Source organism: Metapseudomonas otitidis, assembly GCF_011397855.1.
GTDB lineage: Bacteria > Pseudomonadota > Gammaproteobacteria > Pseudomonadales > Pseudomonadaceae > Metapseudomonas > Metapseudomonas otitidis.
In genome coordinates this window covers 2,875,393-2,900,825 of the sequence record NZ_AP022642.1, presented here as the reverse complement: position 1 = coordinate 2,900,825, position 25,433 = coordinate 2,875,393, and the positions used below count along the sequence as shown (strand labels likewise).

Sequence of the window (25,433 nt, the reverse complement as noted above, 5' to 3'; positions counted from 1 at the left end):
CCCCGCTTCGGTGGGGCGCAGTCGTTGATGCCCCTGCTCCGGAAATCCAACCATGTTCGGCGACCTCCTCGCCCCGCTCTACCTGCAATGGCTGCTGGACGGCTTCCTGCTGACCCTCGGTCTTTCCGCCCTGTGCTGCCTGCTGGCCACCCTGCTCGGCGCGCCCCTGGCCATCGCCCGCCTGGCGCCCTCGCGCCTGTTGTCCTGGCCGGCACAGGCCTTCCTGACCGCCTTTCGCAATACGCCCCTGCTGGTGCAGCTGTTCTTCTGGTACTTCGGCGTGCCGGCGCTGTTGCCGGAAGCGCTGGTGTTCTGGCTCAACAGCCCGCACGAACTGGCCATCGGGCCGCTGGTGCTGGCCTGGCCGTCGTTCGAGTTCCTCGCCGGGGCCTGGGGCCTGACGCTGTACACCACGGCCTTCGTCGCCGAGGAGTTCCGCGCCGGCATCGCCTCGGTACGCCCGCAGCAGCGCGAGGCCGGCCTGGCGCTGGGCATGACGCCTGGCCAGGTGTGGCGCGTGGTGCTGCTGCCCCAGGCGCTGCGCACGGCCTTCGCCCCGCTGCTGGGGCAGTACATGAACGCGCTGAAGAACTCCTCGCTGACCATGGCCATCGGCCTGGCCGAGCTGTCCTACGCCTCGCGCCAGGTCGAGACGGAAACCTTCAAGACCTTCCAGGCCTTCGGCCTCGCCACCCTGCTGTACATCGGCACCATCGCGCTGATGGAAGCCCTCGGCCAGGTGGTGCAACACAGCCGGCGCTACCGCCAGGGAGCCGCCTGATGGACGTCTCGGTCATCCTCGACAACCTCGACTACCTGCTGCTGGGCCCCTGGCCCGAAGGCCCGCTGGGCGGCGCCGCGCTGACGCTGGTGCTGGCCCTGTGCTCGGCCCTGGCGTCGGCGCTGATCGGCCTGGTGCTGGGCATCGCACTGGCCTTGTCGAAGGGCCGCTGGCGCCTGCTGCTGGTGGGCGTGCTGGGCTTCTTCCGGGCGATCCCGGTGCTGATGCTGGTGTTCTGGACCTACTTCCTGCTGCCCATCGTCTTCCACGTGGACGTGCCTGCCCTGGCCACGGTGGTCTGCGCCCTCTCGCTGATCGGCGGGGCCTACCTGGCCCACTCGGTCAGCGCCGGCATCCTCAGCCTGCCGGAGGGCCAATGGCACGCGGCGCGCGCCCTGGGCATGCGCCCCTGGCAGGTGCTGCGCTGGGTGATCCTGCCCCAGGCCCTGCCGATCATGCTGCCGTCGTTCCTCAACCAGTGGGTCTCGCTGATCAAGGACACCTCCCTGGCCTATGTCATCGGCGTCGGCGAGCTGTCGTTCGTGGCCACCCAGGTGAGCAACCGGGTGATGGTGCACCCCACGGAGATCTTCCTCTTCGTCGCCCTGCTCTACTTCGTCCTGTGCACCAGCCTGGACCTGGCGGCCGGTGCGCTGGCGCGCTACGGCGGCGGCCCCCGGCAGGCGCGTTGACGCGGGTCATGGCACTGCCCTGGCGAGCCGTCATGATCCGCCCACCCTGCCGCCCGAGGACCCGCCATGACCTACCTGCTGCTCAAGTTCGTGCACATCACCGCTGCGGCGTTCTTCATCGGCGGGGTGTTCTTCGAGGTGATGATCCTCAGCCGCGCCACACCGGTGCTGGACGAAGACGCCCGCAGCCGCCTGTCCCAGGCCCTCGGCAAGCGCGCCCGGCAGGTGATGCACTGGGTGGTGCTGGCACTCTACGGCGCCGGGCTGGGCCTCGCCTGGCACTACCGCGCGGTGCTGGCGGCGCCCTTCGCCAGCCACTTCGGCACCCTGCTGGTGCTGAAGATCAGCCTGGCGCTGAGCATCCTCGGCCACTTCCTGCTGGTGGTCCTGCTGATGCGCAGCGGCCGCATGACGCCCGCCCGCTCCCGCCTGATCCACCGCAGCGTGCTGCTGCAGATGCTCGCCATCCTGTTCCTCGCCAAGGGCATGTTCCTGCTCTGACGGCCGGCGTGCCCTACTCGAACCACACCGAGCGAGCGCCGTAGCGCCAGATGGCCTCGCCCAGCAGCTGCGCACCGCAGGAGCCGTCCCCCAGGGCCTGGTGAGCGGCCTGCGGCGAGCGCCAGCGGCTGCGCTGGACCAGCCAGTCGCCGTCGGTGCCGACCTCCAGGGAGCTTTCCAGCAACCCTTGGTGCGACGCCAGGCAGGCGGCCAGGCGCGGTGCCAGCCCCTCCAGCAGCGCCTGGCGGCGCTCGGGATCGAAGGCGAACCGGATGGCGGTGTGGATTTCCTCTGCGTGCTGCATGTCCCGACTCCTCTGCGGACCGATCTTGTGCATGAACGGCGCCGAGGGTAAAACCTCAACTTAACTTGAGGTCAAGAGCCCAGCACGATGCCCGCCGTCACACCCGCCAACGTCCACAAGCCCCTCACCGTCGGCCAGGTCGCCGAACGCAGCGGCGTACCGGTTTCCACCCTGCATTTCTACGAAGCCAAGGGGCTGATCCGCAGCACCCGCAACGCCGGCAACCAGCGCCGCTACGCCCGCGACGTGCTGCGCCGGGTGGCGATCATCAAGGTGGCGCAACGCCTGGGCGTGCCCCTGGCGGAAGTGGCCGAAGCCATAGGCGCCCTGCCCGAAGGCCGCACCCCCACCGCCGCCGACTGGCATGCCCTATCCGAACGCTGGCGCCACGAGTTGGACCAGCGCATCCAGCGCCTCACCGCTCTGCGCGACCAGCTCAACGGCTGCATCGGCTGTGGCTGCCTGAGCATGGAGACCTGCCCCCTGCGCAACCCCGGCGACGCCCTGGCCGAGTTCGGCAGCGGGCCGGTGCTGCTGGAGGACGGTTCGAAGCCAGACGCTTAAGCTGGATTCACAAGCCCCCAGGGAACGCACGAACCATCATGAAAAACGCTCAGAAGCGGCACTTCGCCAGCATCCATTTCTGTGCCTAGAATCCGGGGGCGGTAATTTCCACGCTACGGATACTGACAGGAGTCTTCCCATGCCGGCACAACAACTGTTCGAAACGATCCGCGACGAATTGCTAAACGGCGCCATCATTGACGGCGATAACTACCAGGCCGATATCGAGATACTTCAACCTTTGGTCGATGGTTTCTCACCGGATTTACCGGTTCGCCTGGTGTCTTACCAGAACCACAATGGCGCCAACGACATCACCAAAGCAGTTGAAGATGAGGTGCCTTACATCCTTGGGGTTCGAGTTCGTTCTACGGATAGGCAAGGCACCCTAATGAAAAATGCATACCCGTATCTTCAAGGCAAGTATTCGGAAGTGTTCAACGACACTGTGGACACTATCGTCAGAAGTCCTGACGGCAGTAATTTCCGAGCAGATATCGCGCTCTATCGCCGCCGTTAAGACCCTCTTCCAGTTCCCACTTACCCAATGCATAACCCGGACTACTGGGCCGGCTTATGCATTGGATGTCTAGAAGATTCGAGATTCTGCCCTCAATTCGTGCTTCTCAGCTCTAACAGGTTTCAGCCGGAAGCCTCCACCCAATCAATAAGTAGTTGAATCCCTCATAGACAAACCGTAATGCCTGTGCAGCCCCAAGGAACACCGCCATGCCCAGCCTCCAGAGCCGCCTGATCACCGGCCTGCTCCGCCTGCTTCGCCGCAAGCGCATCTACGGTTCTGCCGAAGCCGTACGGCAAGGCATCGAGGCGGTGCGCCGGGCGGGGCCGGCACGTCCGTCATCGCGCATGCGGCGCGCGCTGGACGTGCAGTCGCTCTATTGCAATCGGCTAGAGGTCTATCGGCTGGCGCCGAAGTCGCCACGCCCGCAGAGCGGCACGCTGCTGTACCTGCACGGCGGCGCCTATGTCCGGCCAATCACCTCGCATCACTGGCGCTTTCTGCAGGCACTGGTTGAGGCGTCCGGCTTCACGCTGCTGGTGCCCTTCTACCCCCTCGCACCGGAAGCCTGCTGCCTGCAAAGCGTGGCGGCGGTGGCCGCCGTCTACCGCCAGGCCTGCGAGGAGGCTGGGCGCGGGCCGTTGGCCCTGATGGGGGATTCCGCCGGCGGCGGCTTGGCCCTGGCGCTCTGGCAGGAGCTGCCGCGCCATGGCATGCGGCGACCCGACAGCCTGGTGCTCAACTGCCCCTGGGTGGACGTGGCAATGACCCACCCCGACATCCCGCGCGTGGAGCCGCTGGACCCGATGCTCGCCGTGGACGGCCTGCGCGAAGCCGGACGCCTCTACGCGGGTGCGGCCGGAGTCGACCATCCCCTGGTCAGCCCGCTGCATGCCGACCTCGCCGGTCTGCCGCCCCTGCTGCTGTTCGTCGGCAGCCGGGACATCGCCTGCCCGGACGCCCTGCTGTTCGCCGAGAAGGCCCGCCATGCCGGCGCCTCGGTGAACCTGCAGGTGGGCGACGGGTTGATCCACGTCTGGCCCATCCTGCCGATTCCGGAAGCGCGGACCGCACGGGACGCCATCGTCCGCCACCTGCACCAGCACGGCGCTAGAGACTGACCCCATCGCGGTAGATCACCCGCCCCTCCGGGGTGATCTCGCCGATGGCGCGGAGCATGTGGTCGGCCGCGGCTTCGGCCTCCCGGGCGCAGGTGCAGCCGGGGGTGTACACCCAGAGCACCTGCACCTGCGCATCCTCGCGGCTCGGCTGGTACTCGATCAGGCCGACATAGCCGCTGCCGCTTGGCATGGCGTCGGTCCAGGCGATGCAGTGGGAAAAATTGCGGAACATGCGGTCTCCGGAGTCAGCGATGTGGCCGGTCGAAGCGACCCAGCAAGTGCGGCAACAGGTTGAGGATGGCCAGCACCACCAGGGCGGCCAGCAAGGCGGTGGCTTCGTAGCCGAGGCCCACGGTGACGCCGATGGCGGTGGTGGACCAGAGGCCGGCGGCCGTGGTCAGCCCCTTCACTTCGTCCATGCGGTCGCGCTTGAGAATGGTGCCGGCGCAGAGAAAGCCGATGCCCGCCGTCAGCCCTTGGATCACCCGGCTCATGGCGTCGTGCTCGGCCCCCGCCATCTGCGGCACCAGGACGAACAACGCCGCCCCCAGCGCCACCAGCATGTGGGTCCGCACCCCGGCGGCCTTGCCGTGCTGCTCCCGCTCGAAGCCCAGCAGGCCGCCCAGCAGCGCAGCCAGGAACAGCCGCAGCACCACGCGGGTGGCCCGGGCCGGGTCCTCCAGGTCGGCGAACTCCTCGGCCAGGGTCTCCAGCACACGCTCCCAGGCGCTCACCCGCTATCGCCTCAGGGCGCCAGGGGCAGGTAGCGGCAGGCACCGCAGCGGCTGCACACCTGGCACAGCATCGCCTCGCGGCCCATGGTCACTTCGGTTCCGGTGGCCCAGCTGCAGCCACCCAACAGACACAACAGGGTCATTGCGTCCTCCTTCGGCCAACGGGCCGGACGGGTCCTGTCAGAAACTTTGATGCGGTGGCAGCGAGTTGGTTTGAGGTTTTTCAGCGCCGTGCCGCCCAGCCGGAAAGCTGAACTCGCTCCAAGGGCCGGGTGGTCTAGAGGGTGAACCACCCCGAGGAGACGACCATGAGCCGACACCGCTTCCTGGTGAGCTACATCCACGACAACCAGCCCGGTTCCGTGGAGGTGGAGTCCACCCACGCCCACCTCACGCCGGAGCAGGCCCACCTGCAGGTGCAGACCCTGCGTGGCATCGACGACCCGTCGCGCCTCAGCGACATCCAGGTCACCCCCATCCTCCATGCCAAGGAGCCCGGCACCACGCCCGGCCATTACCAGCAACCCTGACGCAGCCGCCCGAGGCCCCCATGCACAACCTGGAAACCCCGACCTACAAGCTGGCGCTGTTCGGCGCCCGCAGCAGCCTCGGCAGCGCCCTGCTGGTGGAGGCCCTGTCCCGCCAATGGGAAGTGACGGCCCTGGTGGACGATCTCAACGCACTGGACAGCCGCCCCGGCCTGCGTACCAAGACGGGTGCGCTGGACGACGCCCTGGCAGCGAGCCAGGCCGTGGCGGGCATGGATGCGGTGCTCTGCTACCTGCCGGGCGTGCCCCCGGCACCGGGGCGGGCCATGCGCAGCGACGGCGCCTTCGACCAGGCCTTCATCGCCATCGGCGCACTGCTCGACGGCCTGGCGGTGGCGCGGGTCAAGCGCCTGATGGTGATCGCCGACTTCGGCTGGATGGACACCGACAGCGGCCACCCGGCCCAGCCTGGCCAACAGCTCCAGCAGCGCCTGGTGGACAGCCCGCTGGCCTGGACCCTGGCCGATGCGCCCGCCGGAGCGGAAACGCCCGGCCAGTACCTGACCCTGGCGGACTTTCGCGAAGGCCACGAGGAACCCCGGGTAGCGGCCCTGCTCACCCAGGCCCGGGCGCTGCTGGACGAATGCCGCCTCGCCGCCCACGTGCGCCAGCGGGTGAAGGTGGACGCCAGCGGCTGAGCCGCTGGCGTCCGCCGGTTCAGGCCGGGACGATGGCGGCCTTGGGCTCGCGGGCCCAGACCCGGTGCCGGGCGATGGCCTCGAAGAAGGCCTGGCGCACCGCGTTGGCATCGGGCCCGCTCAGCAAGCCGTCGTCCTCTTCCAGGTAGAGCTGGCTGGCCAGGTCCCCCGCCTCTCCGCAGAGGGCAATGGCCTTGAGGTGCTTGTAGGCCTCCAGCAGGTAGTGCAGCGCCTCGCCGTTGCGGCTCAACGCCTTGGCCGCCGCCACGCCGCCGGGGACGAACACCGCGTCGAAGGCGATGGAGGGCAAGCCGGCGAAGGTCGCGTCCGGCTGCAGCTTCTGGCCCTCGGCGGACACCACCGGGGCCGAGCTGGGGGCCAGCAGCTTGGCGCTCGCCCCGGCCTGCTCCAGTGCGTCCCTCAGCGTTTCCACGTCACGCCCGCAGGCGCCGTCGGCCAGCAGGATGGCCACCTTGCAGGAGCGGATGTTGCCCGGCAGCAGGTTCATCTGGCTGAGGGCCGGCGACTGCTGCAGACTGCCATCCGTCACCGCCACGGTGGGCCCGCCGGGTGGCGTGATGCCGAGGTTCTCGGCCACCTGACGCGCCAGGTCGAGGTCGATGTTGGCGAGGATCTCGTTCACCTGCCGCTCGCGGATGGCCACGCGCTCCACCTTGCCCAGCTCGAAGCTGTAGGCAGCGACGATGTGCCCGCGCTCCACCTCGCTCATGCTGCGGTAGAACAGCCGGGCCTGGGAGAAGTGATCGCCGAAGGAGTCCGCGCGCTTGCGCAGCTTGGTGCCGGAAACCGGCTCGTGATAGCTGCTGAAACCACCGTTGCGCGCGGCCGGCGGTGTCTCCTTCGGCCAGCCACCGTCGATGGAGTTGGGCTCGTAGGCGGCACGCCCCTTGTTGATGGTCTGCCGGTGCATGCCGTCGCGCTGGTTGTTGTGGAACGGACACAACGGCCGGTTGATCGGCAGCTCGTTGAAGTTCGGCCCGCCCAGCCGCGACAGCTGGGTGTCGGTGTAGGAGAACAGCCGGCCCTGCAGCAGCGGGTCGTTGCTGAAGTCGATGCCGGGCACCAGGTGGCCGGGGTGGAAGGCGGCCTGCTCGGTCTCGGCGAAGAAGTTGTCCGGGTTGCGGTCCAGCACCAGGCGCCCCACCACCTTCACCGGGACGATTTCCTCGGGCACCAGCTTGGTGGGGTCGAGCAGGTCGAAGTCGAAGGCGTGCTCCTCATCCTCCGGGATCAGCTGCAGGCCCAGTTCCCACTCCGGGTAGTCGCCGCGCTCGATGTCTTCCCAGAGCATGCGCCGGTGGAAGTCCGGGTCCTTGCCGGCCAGCTTCTGCGCCTCATCCCAGACCAGGGAGCGCACGCCGGACACCGGCCGCCAGTGGAACTTCACCAGGGTCGAACGGCCATCGGCATTGACCAGGCGGAAGGTGTGCACGCCGAAGCCCTGCATGGCCCGGTAGCCCACCGGAATGGCGCGGTCGGACATGGTCCAGAGCACCATGTGCGCCGACTCCGGCACCAGCGAGACGAAGTCCCAGAAGGTGTCGTGGGCGGAGGCGCCGGTGGGGATCTCATTGTGCGGCTCGGGCTTCACGGCGTGGACGAAGTCGGGGAACTTGATCGCGTCCTGGATGAAGAACACCGGCATGTTGTTGCCCACCAGGTCGAAGTTGCCCTCGTCGGTGTAGAACTTCACCGCGAAGCCGCGCACGTCACGCACGGTATCGGCGGAGCCGCGCGGCCCCTGCACGGTGGAGAAGCGCACGAACACCGGGGTGCGCTTGGACGGGTCGTTGAGGAAGTCCGCCTTGGTGTACTCGGCCAGCGATTCGTAGACCTGGAAGTAGCCGTGGGCGGCCGCGCCCCGGGCATGGACGATGCGCTCGGGAATGCGCTCATGGTCGAAGTGGGTGATCTTCTCCCGCAGGATGAAGTCCTCCAGCAGCGACGGGCCACGCTCGCCGGCGCGCAGGCTGTTCTGGTTGTCGGCGATGCGGGTGCTGGTGTTGGTGGTCAGGGCCTCGCCGGTGGCGTCCTCGCGGTAGGCCTCGAGCTGCTTGATCTTGCGGCTGGTGTTGCGGCGGTCTTCGGTGTCGGTACCGGCGAGATCGCTGCCGGCGCCTTTCTTGTCGGTCATCGGGGTGTCCTCGGCTGGGCAATGGGGCCGCTGGGCGGCAGGTGGATGACCGGGCCGGCGGCAACTGCCGCCGGCCCGGTGGCGCTCAGTCCTCGCTGGTGCGCCGGGCGTGGCTGCGTTGCCCGCCCTTGCGGCCGGCGGCCGATGCCCGTTCCGGGTCGTTGCGGAAGTTTCCCCCGCTCACCTGCCCGCCTTTCTTGCCGGCCTCGGATGCACGCTGGGGGTCTTCCGCGAAGTTGCCTTTGCCACCTCGATGTTGAGCCATTGCACGGTCCTCTCTTGTCTGTGGGTCCATTCGGGTCCGGCGTCGATGACGCCTAGAACGTCTGAGGACCGGGACGGCGAGAGGTTCTAACTTTTTGCCAGGCGGAGCGGGCTCAGGGCGCGGGCAGCACCTGCAGCCCTTTCAGTTCGCAGCCCTGGTCGCAGCGCAGGACGGTGAGGGTCTGGCTCCCGTCGAGCACCCTCGCCTCTTCCACCACCGGCGGCGGCGCCTGCGTGCCCGAGGCGGCCTTCCAGCCAAGGCGCTCGGTGTGGATGACGATGCGTGACGGGTGGGCCAGGTAGAGGTATTCGCGGCCATCGAAGATCGGCCCGCTGCCCTTGATCACATCCAGCTGCACGTCGTCGTAGACCAGCGAGGCAACCGTATAACCGCCGCCTTCGGGGACGGCGTGCCCGACCAGGTTGGCCGCGCGTTGCGCGCTGGGGTCTGCACGCCAGGCCTGGTAGCGGGCGTACAGCGGCCCCGCGTTGCAGTAGAGCCGGTCGTTGTAGCGGGTCGAGCCGGCCTTCTCGCAGGCCAGGGCCTGGTTGTGCCAGGCATTGGCCACCAGGCGGGCATCGCGGCTGCCGTCGATCAGGGCCTGCCCGGCCTGCAGGGAAAGGCCGTAATCCCCGTCCCGCAGCGCCACCAGGGACAGGTCGGCCAGCGCCCGCTCATGACCGGGCTGCAGGTTGATCGCCAGGTCGAGCGCTTGCAGCGCGCGCTTCAGGTCGCCGGCCTGGTAGGCCTTCTCGCCCTCCAGCACCAGCCGCTGGGCGCGGGCCTGCAACACCGGGGCCGACGCCGGTTGCAGCAGCGCCGCCACCCCGGCCACCTGCTCGTCGGCGATGTTCGGGTTGCGCTCGGCGGCACCTGGCGCGGTGTACTGCTGCAGCCAATCCAGGGGCGCGCGCCCCGGCTCGCCGTCCCAGCGGGCCTTGATGGCGGGCTCGGCGCCTCTGTCCAGCAGCAGCTTCACCAGCTCCGGGCCGGCATAGCGCGCGGCGTAGTGCAGCGCTGTCATGTTGGTGGTTCGCAGGCTGTAGCTGCAGCCATCCACGGGAATCAGGGTGGTCGCGTCGGGGTAGGCTCCCTTGTCCAGCAGGGTGCGAGCGCTCTGCACCTGGTTGTACTGGGCGGCGTACATCAGCGGCGTCTTGCCGAAGGCGTTCGCCTGGTTGACGTCGGCACCCTGCTCGATCAGGTAGGCCAGGGCCTCGGGGTAGTCGATGGCCACCGCCAGGTCATCTACCTTGCCCGGCAGCGCGCGGATCTCGGCCATCGGCCGGTGGGCGAGGATGGCGTCACGCAGGGCGGCCTCGTCCTTCGGGTAGGGCGCGTACTGGTAGAAGCGGATGCCCTCGCTGACAGCGTTCTGCAGCGCCTGCCGTGACAGGGCGGCCGCCTGCGCCTTGGCCAGGCCGTAACGCTGGGCGAAGAAGGTGGCGACAGTCGCCTGGCTGCGCTCCATCTGCTGGACGAACGCCTCGTAGGCCTTGCGCTCGAACACACCCTTGTCGGCCCAGCGCTGCAGGCCCTGCAGGTCCTGGTCGTAGGTGCCGGTGGGGTCATCGACGCGCTCGAACACCGCCCACGGACGGTAATGGACCGCCTGCAACGCGTCATGCATGGCCGTTTCCCAACGGGCGTGGGTGCGCGCGCTGCCGCACATCCAGCCGGCGTCCTGCCGGACCCGCGCCGCAGCCCGCTCCATCGCCTCCACTGCCGAGCGCACCGCTGCGGGGATGCTCTGGGCGACCTGCGCCTCATCCGGCCCGGTGCTGATCCGGCAGGTGGTCCAGGTCAGGTCGTCGTTGAGGCGGCTGACCTCCAGCCGGTCCGGCTGGCCGTCGATGCCGCTGCCGATGCTGACGTAGCGGTCGTCCCGGTCCTTGAACAGCTCCACGTCGACCGCCGGGCCGGGCAGCCCTTTTGCCAGCTGCTCCAGCGTCTCGCGGTCCTGCCCCGGCGTGCGGCTGGCGATCACCTGGTAACGCTCGCAGGCACCGCCACAGCCCGGGTGGGTCAGCAAATCGAAGTAGACCGGCCCCTGGCCGGCCTCGGCGCCACGCAGTTCGACAAGCTGCATACCGGGCAGCACGAACGCCGCCCAGCGCTTGCGGGTGAGGAAGTGTGCCCTGGCCGCCTGCAGCACCTCGTCGCAGAAGGCGCCGTCCCCGGCCACCCGTTGCGGGGTGAACCAGGCCTTCGCCGAGGCGTTGGTCCCCGCCTGCCCGGCTGTGGTGGCCCAGGTGGCGGGCGTCACGCTCAGCAGCAACAGCGTCGACAGGCAGCGGGCAGTACGGGAAGCGATCAGGGGCATGGTCTTCATCCTTGAGGGAGGGCGCAGGGCCTTCCCGGTGGCGTCCGGAAAATCGGCGTAGCAGACGCCTTTGGCCCTTTGCCGTCAATCACGACCCGTTGGTTTCCGTGACGCGGTTCAGCCCTTCCTCGGCCCGCCGAAGCGCCCCAGCCGGTACGCCTCCAGCCCCGCCACGGCCTGCCCCTGGGCCAGTTGGCCGATGTATTCGGCGGTGACGGCGGCCTGGGTCAGCCCGAGGTGCTGGTGGCCGAAGGCGAGCAGGACGCGGCCCTCGCCCACCCGGTCGATGATCGGCAGCGAGTCCGGCAGCGAGGGGCGGAAGCCCATCCAGGGGCTGGCGCCTTCGGTGTCCAGCTCGTCGCGGAACAGCCCCTGGCTGAGGCGGTGCAGCTGCCAGGCGCGGGGCATGTTCGCCGGCTTCTCCAGCCCGGCGAACTCCACGGTGCCGGCCAGGCGCAGGCCGCCGGCCATGGGCGTCATGATGAAGCGCCGTTCGAGGCTGGTGACGGCGAACGGCAGCCGCCCCTGCTCCCGGGGCAGCATCAGGTGGTAGCCGCGCTCGGTGTCCAGCGGCACCCGCGTGCCGCTGAGGCGTTCGGTGAGCGGCGCGGAGTGGGCGCCGCAGGCCAGCAGCACCTGGCGGGCGCGCAGGCTGCCGCCGTCCAGCCTCAGGACGACGCCCTCCCCCAGCTGCTGGCCGTCGAGCACGCGCTGGCGATGGAAGGTGACGCCCAGCACCTCGGCCGCCCGCGCCAGTTCGACGACCACGCGGTGCGGGTCGATGAAGTGCCCGGTGGCCGGGAAGAACAGCCCGCCGCGAATCCCCTCGCTGAGCTGGGGCGCCGCCGCGTGAACGGCCTCCGCCCCCCAGGATTCCACCGGCACGCCCTGCCCGGCCATGCGCGCCTGGAGAGCCTGCAGCGCCACGCGGGAGGCGTCCTGCTCGTACACCAGCAGCGAGCCGTCCTCGCGCAGCAGGTCGGGCCGCTCGATGGCCAGCAGCAGGCGGCGCCAGGCGCCCAGGCTGGCCTCGTTGAGGGCCCGCAGGCCGGCCACGGTGCGGGCGAAGGGCGCTGCCCGCAGGTTGAGCAGCAGGCGCAGGAACCAGGGGGTGGCGCGCGGCAGGTAGGTCCAGTCCAGGCGCAGCGGGCCCATGGGGTCGAGGAGCATGCCCGGCAGGCGCTTGAGGATCGACAGGTCGGCGATGGGGAACACCTGCTCGGTGGCCAGGTGCCCGGCGTTGCCGAAGGAGGCGCCCTGCCCCACGCCGTCCGGGTCGAACACCTGCACCCGCAGCCCCTGGCGCGCGAGCTGCAGGGCGCAGGCGACACCGATGACACCGGCACCGACCACCGCGACATCAACATCCGCTGGCTGGAGATCGCCCATGTTCAGGCCTCCCGCTCGCCGTCGAGCAGCCGCCGCAACCCAAGGGGATTGGCCTCGCGCAGCGCCGCCGGCAGCAAGGCATCGGGGAAGCCCTGGTAGCACACCGGGCGCAGGAAGCGCTGGATGGCGGCGGTGCCCACCGAGGTGGAACGGGCATCCGAGGTGGCCGGGAACGGCCCGCCGTGGACCATGGCGTCGCACACCTCCACCCCGGTCGGCCAGCCGTTGACCAACACGCGGCCGGCCTTGCGCTCCAGGGTCGGCAACAGCGCGTGGGCGGCATCGAGGTCGGCGTCGTCCAGGTGCAGGGTGGCGGTGAGCTGGCCCTCCAGGGCATCGAGGATGCGGGACACCTGCTCTGCGCCCTCGCACTGCACCACCAGCGCCGCCGCGCCGAAGACCTCGCCGTGCAACTGCGGGTCGGCGAGGAAGGCCTCGGCATCGGTGACGAACAGCTGCGCCTGGCAGCGGTTCGGCCCGTCCCCGGGTTCGCCGCTGGCGACCCGGCGCACCTGCGGGTGGCGGGCCAGGGTTGCGACCCCGGCCGCGTAGGCCTGGTGGATGCCGGGGGTGAGCATCACCTGGGCCTTGCACGGGCGCAGCTGTTCGGCGGCGTGGGCGAGGAAGGCATCCAGCGCCGCTCCGCGAGGCGCAATGAGCAGACCCGGGTTGGTGCAGAACTGCCCGGCGCCCAGGGTCAGTGAGGCGATGAAGCCTTGCGCCAGGGCCGCGCCACGGGCCTGCAAGGCGGCGGGAAACAGCAGCACCGGGTTGATCGAACTCATCTCGGCATAGACCGGGATCGGCTCCGGCCGCGCCTGGGCCGCCTGGCACAGGGCGAGGCCACCGCTGCGCGAGCCGGTGAAGCCGACCGCCTTGATGCGCGGGTCCGTCACCAGGCCAAGGCCCACTTCCCGACCGGCGCCGAACAGCAGCGAGAACACGCCTTCGGGCATGCCGCAGCGCTCGACCGCGCGGGCCACCGCCTGCCCCACCAGCTCGCTGGTGCCGGGGTGGGCGCCATGGGCCTTGACCACCACCGGGCAGCCGGCGGCCAGGGCCGAGGCGGTGTCGCCGCCGGCCACGGAGAAGGCCAGGGGGAAGTTGCTGGCACCGAACACCGCCACCGGCCCCAGGGGCACCTGGCGCTGGCGCAGGTCGGGCCGTGGCAGGGGTTGGCGCTGGGGTTGCGCGCGGTCGATGCGCACGTCCAGCCACTCACCCGCGCGCAGGGTGCGGGCGAAGGTGCGCAGTTGCTGGCAGGTGCGGCCGCGCTCGCCCTGCAGGCGCGCCTGGGGCAGCCCCGTCTCGGCCATGGCGCGCTCGATCAGCGCCTCGCCCAGCGCTTCGATGGCATCGGCGATGGCGTCGAGGAAGGCCGCGCGGGCGGCCGGCGAGGTGTTCCGGTACGGGTCGAAGGCAGCCCAGGCCAGGGTGCAGGCCTGTTCCACCTGCTGGCGGCTGGCGCCCGGGTAGGCGGGTTGCAGGTGTTGGCCGGTGGCCGGGTCAATGGCGTGGAGAGCGTCGCGGGTGCCGGGCACCGCTGCGCCGCCGATCAGCATCTTGCCTGTGAGGGTCATGGGGCATCCTGGATGGCGGGTGGGCCCCACCGCCCAAGGGCGGCGGGGCGGGCGGGTTCAGGCGAGGTTCTGCTCGGCGGTCCAGTTGGCGTACCACTGGCGGAACAGGCTGTACTGCTGCTCGGCGTAGCGGCGCTGGGAGTCGCTGAGGGCGTCGCCTTCGTTGAAGTGCAGGCGGTACTCGCGGTCGCCGTTGAGCACCATCAGGTACTTGTAGAACAGCACCAGGTCGCAGCCCTCGTCGAAGGACGAGAGCACGTCCAGCGCCGCGCTCAGCTCCAGGGCCTGGCGGCGTGCGCGGGCATCGCCCTGGGCGGCCTGGCGGCTCAGCGAGACCAGCTGCAGCACCTCGCGGGGCAGCACGTTGCCGATGCCGGTGATGGTGCCGGTGGCGTTGCAGTTGACGTAGCCGTGGAACACCTGGGTGTCGACGCCGGCCATGAGGATCACCTCGTCATCCCGCGAGGTGATGTGCTCGGCGGCGTAGCGCATGGCGTCGGCGCCGCCGAATTCCTTGAAGCCGATCAGGTTGCGGTGCTGCCCACGCAGCTCGAAGAACAGGTCGGCGCGGGTGGAGAAGCTGTAGTACGGGCTGTTGTAGATCACCGACGGCAGCTCCGGCGCGGCCTGCAGCACGGCCGTGAAATGCGCCTTCTGCGCCGCCGGCGAGGCCGCGCGGGACAGCAGCCGCGGGATCACCATCAGCCCCTGGGCGCCGACCTTGGCGGCATGGGCGGCGTGGGCCACCGCCTCGCGGGTGCTCACCGCGCCGGTGCCGACGATGGTGGGTACGCCGGCCTTCACCAGGCGTGCCACGCCTTCCTGGCGCTGGGCCTCGCTGAGCAGGGGCCAGTCGCCCATGGAGCCGCAGTAGACCACGCCGCTCATGCCGGCCTGGACCAGTTCGCGGCCCTTGGCCACCAGGGCGTCGTAGTCCGGCTGGCGTGCGTCGGTGCAGGGGGTCATGAGGGCGGGGATGCAGCCACGGTAGATATCGATGTTCATGCTGTCGCTCCTTGAGCAGGGATTCAGGGTTCGGGAAAACGGGGCTCAGATGCCCCAGGCGAAGGGGTCCTGCTCGTCGATGAGCAGGGTGCAGTCGGCGGTGAGGTGGGCACGCCCGGTGATGAAGGGACGGATGCGCTCGCCCTCCCACTCGTAGTGCCCCTCGAAGCGGCTGCCGGTGATGCTGGCCTGCACCCAGCGCTGGCCGGGGGCGAGCTTGCCGTCCGCCGCCAGGCAGGCCAGCTTGGCGCTGGTGCCGGTGCCGCAGGGGGAACGGTCGTAGGCCTTGCCGGGGCACATGACGAAGTTGCGGCTGTCGGCCTCGGCGTCGGCGGCGAACAGCTCGACGTGGTCGATCAGCGCCCCGCCCTCGCCGTGGATGCCCTGGGCCTCCAGGGCCCGCAGCATCGCCCAGGTGTAGCCGGTCAGGGCCTCGACGTTGTCCAGCTCCAGGCGCTGGCCGTGGTCGTTGACCAGGAAGAACCAGTTGCCGCCCCAGGCGATGTCGCCGTGGACCACGCCATGGCCGGGCACCTCCACCGGCACCTGCCGGCGATGGCGGTAGGCCGGCACGTTGCCGAGGGTGACGCTGCCGTCCTCGTGGAGGGTGGCGCTGACGGTGCCCACCGGCGTGTCGATGCGGTGCTCGCCGGGGGCCATCAGCCCCAGGTGCCGGAGGGACGCCACCAGGCCGAGGGTGCCGTGGCCGCACATGCCGAGGTAGCCGGCGTTGTTGAAGAAGATCACCCCGCAGGTGGCGCCCGGCGTCACCGGCGGGCGGTACAGCGCGCCCACCAGCACGTCGTTGCCGCGGGGCTCCAGCAGGCAGGCGCGGCGCCAATGGTCGTGGTGCTCGCGCAGGCTGTCGCGCTGCTCGGCCAGGGTGCGGCCGGCGGGTTCGGGAAAGCCGTCCATCACCAGGCGCGTGGGTTCGCCGCCGGTGTGGGAATCGATGACATGGATGCGCTTCATGGGGCGGCTCCGTCAGGTCGGGGAATGGGGGTGGTCGATCAGGCGCTGGATGTCGTCCAGCAGCGCCCGGCCGACCCGGACGCCTTCGCGTTCGCTGCGCTGGCGGGCGGCGAAACGCCGCTGCGACGGCAGCCGTGCGCCCTGGCCGGTGATGGCGGCGAACAGCGCCTCGGCCCGCTGCCGGCCGGCCTCCAGCTCGCCGCCGAGAAAGCGCGCGGGGTCGAAGGCCAGCAGCAGCTCGCCATGGAGCGGCGTGGCACCGGCACCGCCGTCGAAGGCCAGGGACTCGGCGCTGGTGAGGTCGCCGATCAGCGCGCCGGCCATCAGCTCGATCATCGCTGCCAGGGCCGAGCCCTTGTGGCCGCCGAAGGTCTGCATGGCGCCCTCCAGCACGGCCCGCGCATCGGTGCTGGGCTGCCCTTCGGCATCCAGCCCCCAGCCCAGGGGAATCGGCTTGCCCTGGCGGGCATGCAGCTCGATATCGCCCCGGGCGATGGCGCTGGTGGCGAAGTCGAAGACGAAGGGCTCGCGCCCCTCGCGGGGCCAGGCGAAGGCCAGCGGGTTGGTGCCGAACACCCCCTGGCGGCCGCCCTCCGGCGCCACCCAGGCGTGGCTGGGGGTCATGGCCAGCCCAACCAGCCCTTCGGCGGCGATGGCCTCCACCTCCGGCCACAGCGCGGAGAAGTGGAAGCAGTTGCGGATCACCAGGGCGGCGACGCCCAGCTCGCGGGCCTGCTCCACCAGCAGCGGCATGCCGGTCTGCAGCGCCAGCAGCGAGTAGCCCCGCTGCGCATCGACGCGGACGATGGCCGGCGCCGGGCGGCTCACCCTTGGTTGGGCATGCGGGTCCACCTTGCCGCTGCGCAGCGAGTGCACGCACACCAGCACCCGGTACAGGCCGTGGGAATGGCATTCGTCACGCTGGCCCCGGGTGATGGTATCGGCGATGGCGCGGGCATGGTCCTCGCCCATGCCGTTGACGGTCAGCGCACGCAGTGCCAGGGCGTGCACCTGGTCGAGGCTGAGGTTGATGAGGTCGTTCATGGCCAGACTCCTTCCGGTCATCGGGTTGCAGACAATGGGCTAGGCGCGGCCGGGGAAGGCCGTGGCGGAAGGCGCGGCGTCCGCATCGGTGCCCTCCTCGCTTTCGTCCTCGCCGCTGAGGCGGATCAGCTCGGCCGGCACGCCGGTGGTGGCGCCCCAGTGGTAGATGCCCAGGGCACAGGCGGCCACGGCGAGGGTGTCGTAGGGGTGGCCGAGCACGCCCAGGCCGCCGAAGCTGCCCAGCCAGGAGAGCAGCAGGGTCACGGCGTAGAAGCCGATCAGCCAGGCGGACGAGCGCACCTGCTGGGCGATGCCCAGGTGCTCGGTGGGCACGAAGCGGCGGCACAGCAGGTAGATCACGAACATCAGGATCTGCAGGCTCAGCAGCCAGGACACGGTGCCCCAGCCGGACCAGTAGACGATCAGCGCGGCGATCACGAAGGACAGCGGCCCCATCACCGCCAGGCCCCGCACGCGGAACGGGCGCGGCATGTCCGGCGCGTTGCGGCGCAGGGCCGCCACCGTCACCGGCGCCACCGCGTAGCTCAGCACCAGGGCGGCGGACACCACGTTGATCAGCGCCTCCCAGGAGGGGAACGGCAGGGTCCAGAACACCGACAGGCCGAAGGTCAGCCACAGCGCCGGGCGCGGGATGCCGGAGCCTTCGTCGATGCGGGTGAATAGGCGGAAGAAGGTGCCGGTCTGCGCCCAGCCGTAGATCACCCGCGGCGTGGCGTTCATGTAGATGTTGCCGCAGCCGCTGGGCGAGACCACCGCGTCGGCCACCACCAGGTAGGCCAGCCAGCCCACGCCGAGCACCAGGGCGATGTCGCGGTACGGCAGGGCGAACTCCTTGGACATCCCGGCCCAGCCGTTGGCCAGCAGCTCGGTCGGCACCGCGCCGAGGAAGGCCACCTGCAGCAGCACGTAGATGGCGGTGGAGAGCAGCACCGAGAGGATCAGCGCGATGGGGATGGTGCGCTGCGGGTTCTTCACCTCGCTGGCCACCGAGATGATCGGCGTCAGCCCCAGGTACGCGAAGATGATGCCGCCGGCCGACACCGCCATCTCGATGCCCGAGAGGCCGAACGGCGCGAAGCCCTGCACCTGGAAGTTCTCGGGCTTGAAGAAGGTGAAGAGCACGCCGATGACCAGCAGCGGCACGATGAACTTGAACACGCTGACCAGGTTGTTGGCGCGGGCGAAGGTCTTGACGCTGCGGTAGTTGAGCCAGAAGAACAGGCACAGCAGGCCGAACTGCACCAGCCAGCCGATCAGCGTCGGGTCGCTGGAGCCCGCCTCGGTGAGGCCCGGGAACCAGGCCGCCGCGTACTGGCGGGAGGCGACCACCTCGATCGCCACCAGGCTGGAGAAGGCGATCAGCGTGATGAAGCCCATCAGGTAGCCCAGCAGCGGGCCGTGGGAGAACACCGGGTAGCGCACCACCCCGCCGGCACGCGGCAGCGCCGCCCCCAGCTCGCAGTAGATGATGCCCAGCAGCAGCACCGCGAAGCCGCCGAGGAGCCAGGAGAAGATGCCCGCCGGGCCTGCGATGGCGGAGACGTGGCTGGCCGCGAACAGCCAGCCGGAGCCGAAGATGGCCCCCAGGCCGATGAAGGTGAGGTCCGTCAGGGACAGCTGTTTCTTGAACTTTCCAGACATGGCGTAGCCTTCTTGTGCGTTATTGGATGGGCTGGAGAGATCCCTGTGCAGCACCGGGGCCTGGCGACGAATCAGGCACGGAGACGAACCGGTGCGACTGCGCCCCGAGGTCTGCAACGGCCATAGGTTGGCCCGCCCGGGCGCCTGCGGGCTTGATGCATTTCCTCGGTTCCCATGACGAAATCGGCACAGTCGGCGGAATGGCCGGGCAAGGCTCGACAGGCCCTGGCCGCCTGCGGCAACCTGCCGGCTCGCCGCGCACTGGGAGGCAGGACGATGCCGCAGAACCCGCTGGAAGGACTGTTCGCCGACGAGGGGCTGGAACGCCCCGAGAGCATGGACGCGCTGCTGGCCAGCGCACGGCTGCTGTTGCCGATGCTGGATGCGATCCCCAATGCGGCGATCTTCATCAAGGACACCCAGGCGCGTTACCTGCTGGCCAACCGCACCCTGGTCCAGCGCTGCGGCCTGAAGGCCTTGCAACCGCTGCTGGGCAAGACCAGCGCCGAGGTCTTCCCCGCCCAGCTCGGCCCCGGCTACACCGAGCAGGACCGCCGCGTGCTGGAACAGGGCCAGGTGCTGGAGGACCAGCTGGAGCTGCACCTCTACGGCAGCCGCGAGCCCGGCTGGTGCCTGACTCACAAACGCCCCCTGCACGACCGCGCCGGGCAGGTGATCGGCCTGGTGGGCATCTCGGTGGACCTGCAATCGGCCAGCGCCACCCACCCCGCCTACGAACGCCTGGCCGCCGTGGACGAGCACATCCGCACGCACTTCCACGAGCCCATCACCCTGGAGACCCTCACCCGCATCGCCCGCCTCTCCGTCGCCCAGCTGGAGCGCCACTGCAAGCGGGTGTTCCACCTCACGCCCCGGCAGATGATCAGCAAGGCGCGCCTGGAACACGCCCACCGCCTGCTGCAGACCGACCTGCCCATCACCGACGTCGCCCTGCAATGCGGCTACACCGACCACAGCGCCTTCAGCCGCCAGTTCAAGCAGCTCACCGGCTTTACGCCACGGCAGTACCGGCAGGCGATGGAGTGAGAGTCATACAGGCCCCCATCGAGCGGGCAACTCTTGCACGCCGGCCCTGTGCAGAGTGCTGTCGCATCCCGGAGCAACAGGTAGAATCCGACACCCCTCACGACTACATGGATGTTCAATGCAACTTGTCAGCGCCCTGCTTGCCTCTGCCTTGCTCCTCGCACCCGTCGCTTCGGCCTCAGCCGCCATCTTCAAGTGCAAGGTGGCCGATGGCACGACCCAGTTCTCCGACCGGCCCTGCGGCACACCTGAAAATCAGGAAGTGATCGCGCATGAAACCCCATCTCCGGCCAAGACAACCGACAGTGCCGAGCAACCCGGAAAGAGTGCCCTTCCGAGAGCAGACGCACAGGCGAGTTACGAAGCAGCCGAGAAGGCCAGCCCACCACTGCTGACCCTGGCCGATCTGCAAGGCAAATGGTCGGATCTGGATTTCGACTCCCCCCTGCGAGGCTACTGGGTATTCGGCTCAAACACCCTGCGCATGGACCGCAAGGGCATGGCGATCCGTAACCGCGTCCAGACCACACTGCGCTTCAAGCTCAAGGGCAATCTGTTGACCATCATCCATGAGCCGGATGCCCTCCACGAGAAGCGCTGGGAAGAACGGCTGGTGGTCGAGCGTTACGTACCAGGTCGCCTGATCAACCTCGGAACGCTGGTGCTTTACCGCGTCAGGTAGCGTGTGGCCACAGGGCAGAGACGCACTACCGGCGGCAGCAGGGCTTAACGCTCAGCGTCTACCCCACTCCTCGCACCGAAGCCGGTTGGGGCGCCCATCAACTGAGGGATGTCCGCTCATCTTGCACACCCTCGGCTGCAGCCTCTTGCAACAGTCGTATGGCCTCTTTCCGGTCTGCCCTGATGCCATTCGAGCCATAGAACAGATTCAACCCGTGATAAAGCTTCGCCTGCGGGTGGCCACAGGCAGCAGCCTGCTCGAACAGGATGGCTGCCCGCTGGCAATCCTGCTCAACCCGATCCCCTGTATCGAAGCACTTCGCCAAGGCAGTGATTGCGGGGGCATAGCCCAGCTCAGCGGCCTCACTGAGCATCTCGAAGCTTCTGCGTTCGAACGCCTCGATACCCTCCCCGGGAGCACTGACCGACGAATAGAGAAACAGCGCCGCGGGTACTCGCTGCGCGACGTAGGGAGCGAGGATCGAGCGTGCCACCTGCGGGTCCCCCTCATCCAGCAATCGTTCCGCTTCTCGTATTACGGATTCGGTATCGGTGATGTCATGCATGGACTCAGCTCCTTGATGTCAGGCGAGCAATTTTCACGCTAAAAAACAGCCCGCCATCAGGCGGGCTGTTTCATTCGCTACAGCCTTACACCTACTGCCAGTTCACCGCGATGATCTGGTTCAGCTGATCCCGCTGAGCCTGGGTCAGGTTCATCTCCCCGCCCTGCGGTGCACCGAAGGCGGCCATGGCGTTGACCAGGTTTTCCAGCTGATTGGCGTAGAGCGTGGAGCTGCCGGCTTGCACCGCGTCCAGTTTCTGCGCCGCGCCTGCGTACCAGTCCTGCACGGTGATGGCGTCGGCCGAACCCAGCACGTCTATCACCCACCGACGTCGCCCTGCAATGCGACTACACCGACCACAGCGCCTTCAGCCGGAAGTACAAGCAGCTCACCGGCTTCACGCCACGGCAGTACGGCGGGCGATGGGCGGGGACTAATTAGCGTGCGCCCACCGCCTCGCCCCTGCGTGGTTCTTGGTATTCGGCGTCACCACCGTGCGTATGGAACGCAAGAGCAACCTGCCGACCCTGGTCCACGAGCCGAGCGTCTTCCGCGACAAGCATTGGGATGAGAAGCAGGTGACCGAGCGCTACAAGCGATCGAACTGGACTCCGTGGTGCTGACGCCACTCCCGCCGCGCGGAACCGGAGAGCCCAGGAGACCGGTAGTACCGCTGCTGCTGGTCACTCGCGAAAGCCTGGAAGTAGCCTTCTTCACCATCCTTCGCACCTGGGGCGCGAGGCCGACTTCCAACTGGTCGACCCGCTGCTGGAGGTCGAGACCGCACTCTACGCACGCGCCGACCAAACCTCCGCCATCACCCTCAGCGTCGAAGCCATGGCCCTCGAGGAATGCCTCGCCCCCGAGCAGCGGTGCTAAGCCGTGTCGATGGCGCACCAGGGCAACTACATCGCCCTCTCCCGGCAGACCGACGCCAACATCGTCGCCCGCTGGCAGCAGGCGCTGGAGACGATGCGGGCGAATGGCCGGCTGGTGGAATTGGAGAAGAAGTGGCTGGGCGGGCCGAAGTGGCGTTACAGGGCCCCGCTACCCGGCGTTGCCGGGCGGATGTGCAGGGAACCGACATCGACGCGCGCGTCACGCCGCAGCACGGTCAGAGCCCAATCATCGTCCAGCACCTCGCGCCCCACTGACGAGGGCGTGATCTCCCGTATGCCCTTGCTCTCGCTCGACAGCGTCCAGCCGATGCGTTCGGTAGGTATCACGAGGCCGCGGGGATGCAGCAGGTAGAGATAAAGGGACGAATGATCCGGCCCGTACCTCTGCACCATGCGAACTTCACTGCCCTCGAACAGGAACCTGTGCACCTCAACGTCAGGCACTGCTTGCAGCGCCTGCAGCAGCTTGGCCGCGCGCGCCTCCGTGCGGTGGGCCGCCAGCGCCTGGTAATAGGCGTATACCGCGCTCGCATCGCAGTAGCGCGTGCCGTTGTAGAAGGGCCATGAACTGTCCGAGGCATCACAGGCCAGCCCCTGGTTGAACCAGGCATTGGCCAGCAGCCTGGCGTCCTTGCTGCTGTCGATCAGCGCCTGCCCGGCCTGCAGCGATACGCCGAGATCACCATCGCGCAACGCCACCAGGGACAGGTCGCTCAGGGCCCGCTCGTTATGCGGCTGGATGTTGATCGCGAGGTTCAGCGTGCGCAGCGCGTGCTTGAGATCGCCTGCGCCATAGGCCTTCTCGCCCTCCAGCACCAGCCGCTTGGCACGCGCCTGCAAGGCCTCGTTCGTAGGCGGCTGCAGCAATGCTTCGACCTCCGCTATCTGGTCCGGGTCGATGTTCGGGTTCGGCTCCTCGGCATTCGCCGCGGTGTATCGGTGCAGCCAGTCCAGCGGCGTACTCCCCTCCTCCCCCTCGCGATGGGCCTGGATGAAGGGCTCGGCCCCGTTATCCACCAGCAGCCGCACCAGCGCCGGCGAAGCGTAGCGCGCCGCATAGTGCAGCGCGGTCATGTTGCGGGTGGTGATGGTGTAGTAGCAGTCGTCCTCGGGAAGGACCGTCACCGCATTGGGATAGGCACCTCGCGCCAGCAGGATGCGCGCAGATTCGAGTTGGTTGTAATGGGCGGCGTACATCAGCGCCGTCTTGCCGAAGGCGTTGGCCTGGTTGACGTCGGCACCCTGCTCGATCAGGTACGCCAGCGCCTCGGGGTATTCGATGGCGATGGACAGGTCACGGACCTGGCCTTCGATGGCGCGGATTTCGTCCATGGGGCGATGGGCGAGAATGGCGTTGCGCAGAGCCAACTCGGAATCAGGGAAGAAGCGGTTGCGGTCAGAGGAGGAAAACCCCATCCCGCTGCTGATGGCCGACTGCAAGGCCATGCTGGACATTGCCTGCGCCTGCTCTGGCGACCAGCCGAAACGCTGCTTGTAGAAGCCCGCCACTGCCTTGATGGCCTGGTCCATTTTCGCCTGGTAGTCCTGCGTCACCCGGTATTCCAGTACACCCGTGGCGGCCCAACGCTGCAGTGCCACAAGGTTGAACGCATAGGGCGCATCACCGGTGCCAGACAGGCCACGAGCCCAGGGCCGGTAATACACCTCAGCCGTGCTCAACATCCTCTTCTCATCCCTGAGCCAGTTCGGGGTCAGGCTTCCACAGCCATAGCCATAACTCCGGCTCCACCCGGACGAAGCGTGCGACAGCTCCGACAAGGCTCGCCTCACCTCGGCCGGCACGTTGCCGGTCAACGCCGAACCGTCGGGGATCACACGGATACGGCAGGCATTGCCCCAGCGCAGGTCGCTCTGCAGTTCGTTGATTTCGAGCGTGCCAGGGGTGCCGTCGCTCTGGCTGGCGATGCTGTAGAACCCGCCCTTGTCACGCCGGAACAAATTCAGGTGGCGCGCCGGCGACGGGCCCTGCTGCACCAGCCTGTCGAGTTCGTCCCATCGACCGGCATCCCGCAGGGCCTCCCGGGAAGCCACCACCTGGTAGCGCGCACAACCACCCCCGCACCCGGGGTGGGTATAGGTATTGAATACCAGCGGCCCCTGGCCGTCGTTGAGTCCGGCAGGCGTGCCATCCACCGCTTCGAAGCCACGCATCGAGAAGTCGGCCCAGCGCCCACGCGTGAGGAAATACGCCTTCGCCTCCTTCAACGCCTGCTCACAGAACGCCCCCTTGCCCTCGACCAGGGTCGGGGTGAACCAGGTTTTATGCGGTGCCGGAGGGACATATTCTTCGGCAGCCTGGACGGCACCAAACAGCAACATCAGGGAAAGGCAAAGCAACGACTTGAAGTGCATGGAACACCTTGTACTCGGAAACATGCTCAGGACTGAGCACTCATATGAACAAGTGGGCATGCTTGTGCCTTCGATCAGTACCGGGGTAAACCAAGACCTGACCAACACAGGGCGTGCAGGCTCCTCAGCGGCCTTTGTGGCGCCAAGCAAAAACATCATGGGAAGGCAAAACCGCAAGCGGTGGCGCATCGAACATCCTTGTATCGGGGGCTTGATCAGGGCCGCTGTATAGCGTTTTCCGCCCTGGACCGGCAATGATTCAAAACAGTCGCCTGGCATCACGCGTCCCCACTCCCGTTTCATCCTCCTCGGTTAGCACCTCACCACAGTTCGAGGCTGCGACACTCCACTGGTGGTTGACCAGGCCGCGGTCGAAGGACTCCTGCCATTCCCAGTATTCGCGGCGTTTTCTTGCGAGGTAGTCCGGGTGCGACTCGCCAGCATGCGCACTGTCGCAGCAGCCCGTATCAAGGAAGGTGTAGCTCACGCGGTAGAAGTGCCGACCGAAACCACGGAACCGCTCATAAAGGCTTGGGCTGTAGTCCAGCTTCGCCGCGGCGACCGGATCGAGCTTTTCTACCTGGCGGGTATCCAGGAGACGGGCGCCACCGGAGTCATCTTTCCGGTAGCTCACCAGCACGTAGGGCTCATGCAGACTGCGTAGGTCGAAACCGGAGCGCTGCGGCGCAATCGGCTCGATGGAGAAGTTCACTTCGAACGAGCGGTCGTTGCGCGAGAACGCTTCCATGAGCTTCGAGAAGTCATAGCGTGGCGGGTTGCGAATGACACCAGTCTTGAGCTTCTGCCCGCCCAGGTACTTATCATGGATGCGGCTGTTCTCCATTCCCAGTCGCACCAGGCTGCGCAGCAAGACCTGACGATGTTCCTCGGGACTGAGGGCACGATCCACAGCCATGCAGATGCCCTCATCGAGACGATGGACCCGGTTCAAGGCGTAAGCGGCGAGGGACAGGAGCAGGGCAAATACGACAGCCAGTGCCGCTGCAAGCAGTCGTTTCTCGAATCGGCGAGTTGATGCTGACATCGGTCATCCTTGATCAAAGGTACA

General features: G+C 68.3%; 27 protein-coding genes and 1 pseudogene. 11 read left to right on the top strand and 17 right to left on the bottom strand.

Annotated features, from left to right (window positions below; genetic code table 11):
• The first annotated feature begins 52 nt into the window (after positions 1-52).
• The 3 genes from PotMrB4_RS13285 (at position 53) to PotMrB4_RS13275 (ending at position 1,974) form a co-directional block, all read left to right on the top strand.
• Positions 53-781 (top strand): amino acid ABC transporter permease, encoded by a 729-nt coding sequence (locus PotMrB4_RS13285; RefSeq protein ID WP_107331015.1) that lies wholly within the window; start codon positions 53-55, stop codon positions 779-781.
• A complete protein-coding gene (locus PotMrB4_RS13280; protein ID WP_044404670.1) occupies positions 781-1,473 on the top strand; it encodes an amino acid ABC transporter permease in 693 nt (230 codons plus the stop codon). Before PotMrB4_RS13285 ends, PotMrB4_RS13280 begins: the two co-directional genes overlap by 1 nt.
• Before the next feature lie 66 nt (positions 1,474-1,539).
• A complete protein-coding gene (locus PotMrB4_RS13275; RefSeq protein ID WP_044404673.1) occupies positions 1,540-1,974 on the top strand; it encodes a CopD family copper resistance protein in 435 nt (144 codons plus the stop codon).
• A gap of 13 nt (positions 1,975-1,987) precedes the next feature.
• Here the strand turns inward: PotMrB4_RS13275 and PotMrB4_RS13270 are convergent, their stop codons facing one another.
• Positions 1,988-2,278, bottom strand: coding sequence for a hypothetical protein (locus PotMrB4_RS13270; protein ID WP_107331016.1), 291 nt, complete (start codon positions 2,276-2,278; stop codon positions 1,988-1,990).
• A gap of 87 nt (positions 2,279-2,365) precedes the next feature.
• On the opposite strand from PotMrB4_RS13270, the gene soxR reads away from it, so the two are divergent.
• The 3 genes from soxR (at position 2,366) to PotMrB4_RS13255 (ending at position 4,483) form a co-directional block, all read left to right on the top strand.
• A complete protein-coding gene (gene soxR / locus PotMrB4_RS13265) occupies positions 2,366-2,842 on the top strand; it encodes a redox-sensitive transcriptional activator SoxR (RefSeq protein WP_172433548.1) in 477 nt (158 codons plus the stop codon).
• Positions 2,843-2,981: 139 nt separating this feature from the next.
• Positions 2,982-3,362 carry a hypothetical protein gene (locus tag PotMrB4_RS13260; protein WP_172433547.1) on the top strand — a complete coding sequence of 127 codons (381 nt, stop codon included), beginning with the start codon at positions 2,982-2,984 and terminating at the stop codon, positions 3,360-3,362.
• Positions 3,363-3,571: 209 nt separating this feature from the next.
• Positions 3,572-4,483, top strand: a complete 912-nt coding sequence (locus PotMrB4_RS13255) for an alpha/beta hydrolase (RefSeq protein WP_172433546.1) — start codon at positions 3,572-3,574, stop codon at positions 4,481-4,483.
• Here the strand turns inward: PotMrB4_RS13255 and PotMrB4_RS13250 are convergent.
• From PotMrB4_RS13250 to PotMrB4_RS28385, 3 genes are read right to left on the bottom strand one after another with little or no spacing between them, the layout of a single operon-like run.
• Positions 4,473-4,715: a hypothetical protein gene (locus PotMrB4_RS13250; protein WP_172433545.1), complete on the bottom strand. Its 243-nt coding sequence runs from the start codon at positions 4,713-4,715 to the stop codon at positions 4,473-4,475. The genes PotMrB4_RS13255 and PotMrB4_RS13250 overlap by 11 nt on opposite strands.
• A gap of 13 nt (positions 4,716-4,728) precedes the next feature.
• Positions 4,729-5,217, bottom strand: coding sequence for an MgtC/SapB family protein (locus PotMrB4_RS13245; RefSeq protein WP_172433544.1), 489 nt, complete (start codon positions 5,215-5,217; stop codon positions 4,729-4,731).
• A gap of 11 nt (positions 5,218-5,228) precedes the next feature.
• Positions 5,229-5,360 (bottom strand): PSPA7_2676 family Cys-rich small protein, encoded by a 132-nt coding sequence (locus PotMrB4_RS28385; RefSeq protein WP_142009585.1) that lies wholly within the window; start codon positions 5,358-5,360, stop codon positions 5,229-5,231.
• Between the two features lie 165 nt (positions 5,361-5,525).
• Here PotMrB4_RS28385 and PotMrB4_RS13240 point away from each other — a divergent pair, with 165 nt between their 5' ends.
• Both PotMrB4_RS13240 and PotMrB4_RS13235 read left to right on the top strand, forming a co-directional pair.
• Complete coding sequence (locus PotMrB4_RS13240) at positions 5,526-5,747, top strand: hypothetical protein (protein ID WP_172433543.1); 222 nt, start codon at positions 5,526-5,528, stop codon at positions 5,745-5,747.
• A gap of 20 nt (positions 5,748-5,767) precedes the next feature.
• Complete coding sequence (locus PotMrB4_RS13235) at positions 5,768-6,403, top strand: NAD(P)-dependent oxidoreductase (RefSeq protein ID WP_172433542.1); 636 nt, start codon at positions 5,768-5,770, stop codon at positions 6,401-6,403.
• A gap of 19 nt (positions 6,404-6,422) precedes the next feature.
• Here PotMrB4_RS13235 and katE read toward each other — a convergent pair whose 3' ends face one another.
• The 9 genes from katE to PotMrB4_RS13190 all read right to left on the bottom strand — a co-directional run bounded on the left by katE (position 6,423) and on the right by PotMrB4_RS13190 (position 18,798).
• Positions 6,423-8,558: a catalase HPII gene (gene katE / locus PotMrB4_RS13230; protein WP_172433541.1), complete on the bottom strand. Its 2,136-nt coding sequence runs from the start codon at positions 8,556-8,558 to the stop codon at positions 6,423-6,425.
• An 85-nt stretch (positions 8,559-8,643) separates the two neighbouring features.
• Positions 8,644-8,823, bottom strand: coding sequence for a con-10 family general stress protein (locus tag PotMrB4_RS13225; protein ID WP_044404703.1), 180 nt, complete (start codon positions 8,821-8,823; stop codon positions 8,644-8,646).
• A gap of 112 nt (positions 8,824-8,935) precedes the next feature.
• A complete protein-coding gene (locus PotMrB4_RS13220; protein ID WP_172433540.1) occupies positions 8,936-11,146 on the bottom strand; it encodes an ankyrin repeat domain-containing protein in 2,211 nt (736 codons plus the stop codon).
• 117 nt (positions 11,147-11,263) lie between these two features.
• Entirely contained in the window at positions 11,264-12,535 is a 1,272-nt protein-coding gene (locus tag PotMrB4_RS13215; protein ID WP_172433539.1) for an NAD(P)/FAD-dependent oxidoreductase, read from the bottom strand.
• Between the two features lie 2 nt (positions 12,536-12,537).
• The gene (locus PotMrB4_RS13210) at positions 12,538-14,115 is read right to left on the bottom strand and encodes an aldehyde dehydrogenase (NADP(+)) (RefSeq protein ID WP_172433538.1); all 1,578 of its coding nucleotides are present in this window, start codon (positions 14,113-14,115) and stop codon (positions 12,538-12,540) included.
• A gap of 57 nt (positions 14,116-14,172) precedes the next feature.
• Entirely contained in the window at positions 14,173-15,120 is a 948-nt protein-coding gene (locus tag PotMrB4_RS13205) for a dihydrodipicolinate synthase family protein (RefSeq protein ID WP_172433537.1), read from the bottom strand.
• 45 nt (positions 15,121-15,165) lie between these two features.
• A complete protein-coding gene (locus PotMrB4_RS13200; protein WP_172433536.1) occupies positions 15,166-16,092 on the bottom strand; it encodes a 4-hydroxyproline epimerase in 927 nt (308 codons plus the stop codon).
• A 12-nt stretch (positions 16,093-16,104) separates the two neighbouring features.
• Complete coding sequence (locus PotMrB4_RS13195) at positions 16,105-17,136, bottom strand: Ldh family oxidoreductase (RefSeq protein ID WP_172433535.1); 1,032 nt, start codon at positions 17,134-17,136, stop codon at positions 16,105-16,107.
• Between the two features lie 39 nt (positions 17,137-17,175).
• Positions 17,176-18,798, bottom strand: a complete 1,623-nt coding sequence (locus PotMrB4_RS13190) for an APC family permease (protein WP_172433534.1) — start codon at positions 18,796-18,798, stop codon at positions 17,176-17,178.
• Between the two features lie 276 nt (positions 18,799-19,074).
• On the opposite strand from PotMrB4_RS13190, the gene PotMrB4_RS13185 reads away from it, so the two are divergent.
• Both PotMrB4_RS13185 and PotMrB4_RS13180 read left to right on the top strand, forming a co-directional pair.
• On the top strand, positions 19,075-19,845 hold the full coding sequence (locus PotMrB4_RS13185; protein WP_172433533.1) for an AraC family transcriptional regulator: 771 nt from the start codon (positions 19,075-19,077) through the stop codon (positions 19,843-19,845).
• Positions 19,846-19,963: 118 nt separating this feature from the next.
• Entirely contained in the window at positions 19,964-20,527 is a 564-nt protein-coding gene (locus tag PotMrB4_RS13180) for a DUF4124 domain-containing protein (RefSeq protein WP_172433532.1), read from the top strand.
• Between the two features lie 97 nt (positions 20,528-20,624).
• On the opposite strand, the gene PotMrB4_RS13175 is transcribed toward PotMrB4_RS13180, so the two are convergent.
• Together PotMrB4_RS13175 and PotMrB4_RS13170 are read right to left on the bottom strand one after the other, a co-directional pair.
• Entirely contained in the window at positions 20,625-21,092 is a 468-nt protein-coding gene (locus tag PotMrB4_RS13175) for a tetratricopeptide repeat protein (RefSeq protein WP_172435085.1), read from the bottom strand.
• A 91-nt stretch (positions 21,093-21,183) separates the two neighbouring features.
• Positions 21,184-21,405, bottom strand: a complete 222-nt coding sequence (locus PotMrB4_RS13170; protein ID WP_172433531.1) for a hypothetical protein — start codon at positions 21,403-21,405, stop codon at positions 21,184-21,186.
• An 8-nt stretch (positions 21,406-21,413) separates the two neighbouring features.
• Between PotMrB4_RS13170 and PotMrB4_RS13165 the strand changes: the two are divergent.
• Positions 21,414-21,533 (top strand): annotated as a pseudogene (locus tag PotMrB4_RS13165) (helix-turn-helix domain-containing protein); the annotation flags it as partial.
• Between the two features lie 593 nt (positions 21,534-22,126).
• Here PotMrB4_RS13165 and PotMrB4_RS13160 read toward each other — a convergent pair.
• Together PotMrB4_RS13160 and PotMrB4_RS13155 are read right to left on the bottom strand one after the other, a co-directional pair.
• A complete protein-coding gene (locus PotMrB4_RS13160; protein ID WP_172433530.1) occupies positions 22,127-24,364 on the bottom strand; it encodes an ankyrin repeat domain-containing protein in 2,238 nt (745 codons plus the stop codon).
• A gap of 259 nt (positions 24,365-24,623) precedes the next feature.
• On the bottom strand, positions 24,624-25,409 hold the full coding sequence (locus PotMrB4_RS13155) for a hypothetical protein (protein ID WP_172433529.1): 786 nt from the start codon (positions 25,407-25,409) through the stop codon (positions 24,624-24,626).
• Positions 25,410-25,433 lie beyond the last annotated feature (24 nt).

Bases quoted from the DNA above. Each gene is read 5' to 3' on its own strand.
- PotMrB4_RS13285 (WP_107331015.1), top strand. From the start codon at position 53: ATGTTCGGCGACCTCCTCGCCCCGCTCTACCTGCAATGGCTGCTGGAC.
- PotMrB4_RS13280 (WP_044404670.1), top strand. From the start codon at position 781: ATGGACGTCTCGGTCATCCTCGACAACCTCGACTACCTGCTGCTGGGC.
- PotMrB4_RS13275 (WP_044404673.1), top strand. From the start codon at position 1,540: ATGACCTACCTGCTGCTCAAGTTCGTGCACATCACCGCTGCGGCGTTC.
- PotMrB4_RS13270 (WP_107331016.1), bottom strand. From the start codon at position 2,278: ATGCAGCACGCAGAGGAAATCCACACCGCCATCCGGTTCGCCTTCGAT.
- soxR (WP_172433548.1), top strand. From the start codon at position 2,366: ATGCCCGCCGTCACACCCGCCAACGTCCACAAGCCCCTCACCGTCGGC.
- PotMrB4_RS13260 (WP_172433547.1), top strand. From the start codon at position 2,982: ATGCCGGCACAACAACTGTTCGAAACGATCCGCGACGAATTGCTAAAC.
- PotMrB4_RS13255 (WP_172433546.1), top strand. From the start codon at position 3,572: ATGCCCAGCCTCCAGAGCCGCCTGATCACCGGCCTGCTCCGCCTGCTT.
- PotMrB4_RS13250 (WP_172433545.1), bottom strand. From the start codon at position 4,715: ATGTTCCGCAATTTTTCCCACTGCATCGCCTGGACCGACGCCATGCCA.
- PotMrB4_RS28385 (WP_142009585.1), bottom strand. From the start codon at position 5,360: ATGACCCTGTTGTGTCTGTTGGGTGGCTGCAGCTGGGCCACCGGAACC.
- PotMrB4_RS13240 (WP_172433543.1), top strand. From the start codon at position 5,526: ATGAGCCGACACCGCTTCCTGGTGAGCTACATCCACGACAACCAGCCC.
- PotMrB4_RS13235 (WP_172433542.1), top strand. From the start codon at position 5,768: ATGCACAACCTGGAAACCCCGACCTACAAGCTGGCGCTGTTCGGCGCC.
- katE (WP_172433541.1), bottom strand. From the start codon at position 8,558: ATGACCGACAAGAAAGGCGCCGGCAGCGATCTCGCCGGTACCGACACC.
- PotMrB4_RS13225 (WP_044404703.1), bottom strand. From the start codon at position 8,823: ATGGCTCAACATCGAGGTGGCAAAGGCAACTTCGCGGAAGACCCCCAG.
- PotMrB4_RS13220 (WP_172433540.1), bottom strand. From the start codon at position 11,146: ATGCCCCTGATCGCTTCCCGTACTGCCCGCTGCCTGTCGACGCTGTTG.
- PotMrB4_RS13215 (WP_172433539.1), bottom strand. From the start codon at position 12,535: ATGGGCGATCTCCAGCCAGCGGATGTTGATGTCGCGGTGGTCGGTGCC.
- PotMrB4_RS13210 (WP_172433538.1), bottom strand. From the start codon at position 14,115: ATGACCCTCACAGGCAAGATGCTGATCGGCGGCGCAGCGGTGCCCGGC.
- PotMrB4_RS13205 (WP_172433537.1), bottom strand. From the start codon at position 15,120: ATGAACATCGATATCTACCGTGGCTGCATCCCCGCCCTCATGACCCCC.
- PotMrB4_RS13200 (WP_172433536.1), bottom strand. From the start codon at position 16,092: ATGAAGCGCATCCATGTCATCGATTCCCACACCGGCGGCGAACCCACG.
- PotMrB4_RS13195 (WP_172433535.1), bottom strand. From the start codon at position 17,136: ATGAACGACCTCATCAACCTCAGCCTCGACCAGGTGCACGCCCTGGCA.
- PotMrB4_RS13190 (WP_172433534.1), bottom strand. From the start codon at position 18,798: ATGTCTGGAAAGTTCAAGAAACAGCTGTCCCTGACGGACCTCACCTTC.
- PotMrB4_RS13185 (WP_172433533.1), top strand. From the start codon at position 19,075: ATGCCGCAGAACCCGCTGGAAGGACTGTTCGCCGACGAGGGGCTGGAA.
- PotMrB4_RS13180 (WP_172433532.1), top strand. From the start codon at position 19,964: ATGCAACTTGTCAGCGCCCTGCTTGCCTCTGCCTTGCTCCTCGCACCC.
- PotMrB4_RS13175 (WP_172435085.1), bottom strand. From the start codon at position 21,092: ATGCATGACATCACCGATACCGAATCCGTAATACGAGAAGCGGAACGA.
- PotMrB4_RS13160 (WP_172433530.1), bottom strand. From the start codon at position 24,364: ATGCACTTCAAGTCGTTGCTTTGCCTTTCCCTGATGTTGCTGTTTGGT.
- PotMrB4_RS13155 (WP_172433529.1), bottom strand. From the start codon at position 25,409: ATGTCAGCATCAACTCGCCGATTCGAGAAACGACTGCTTGCAGCGGCA.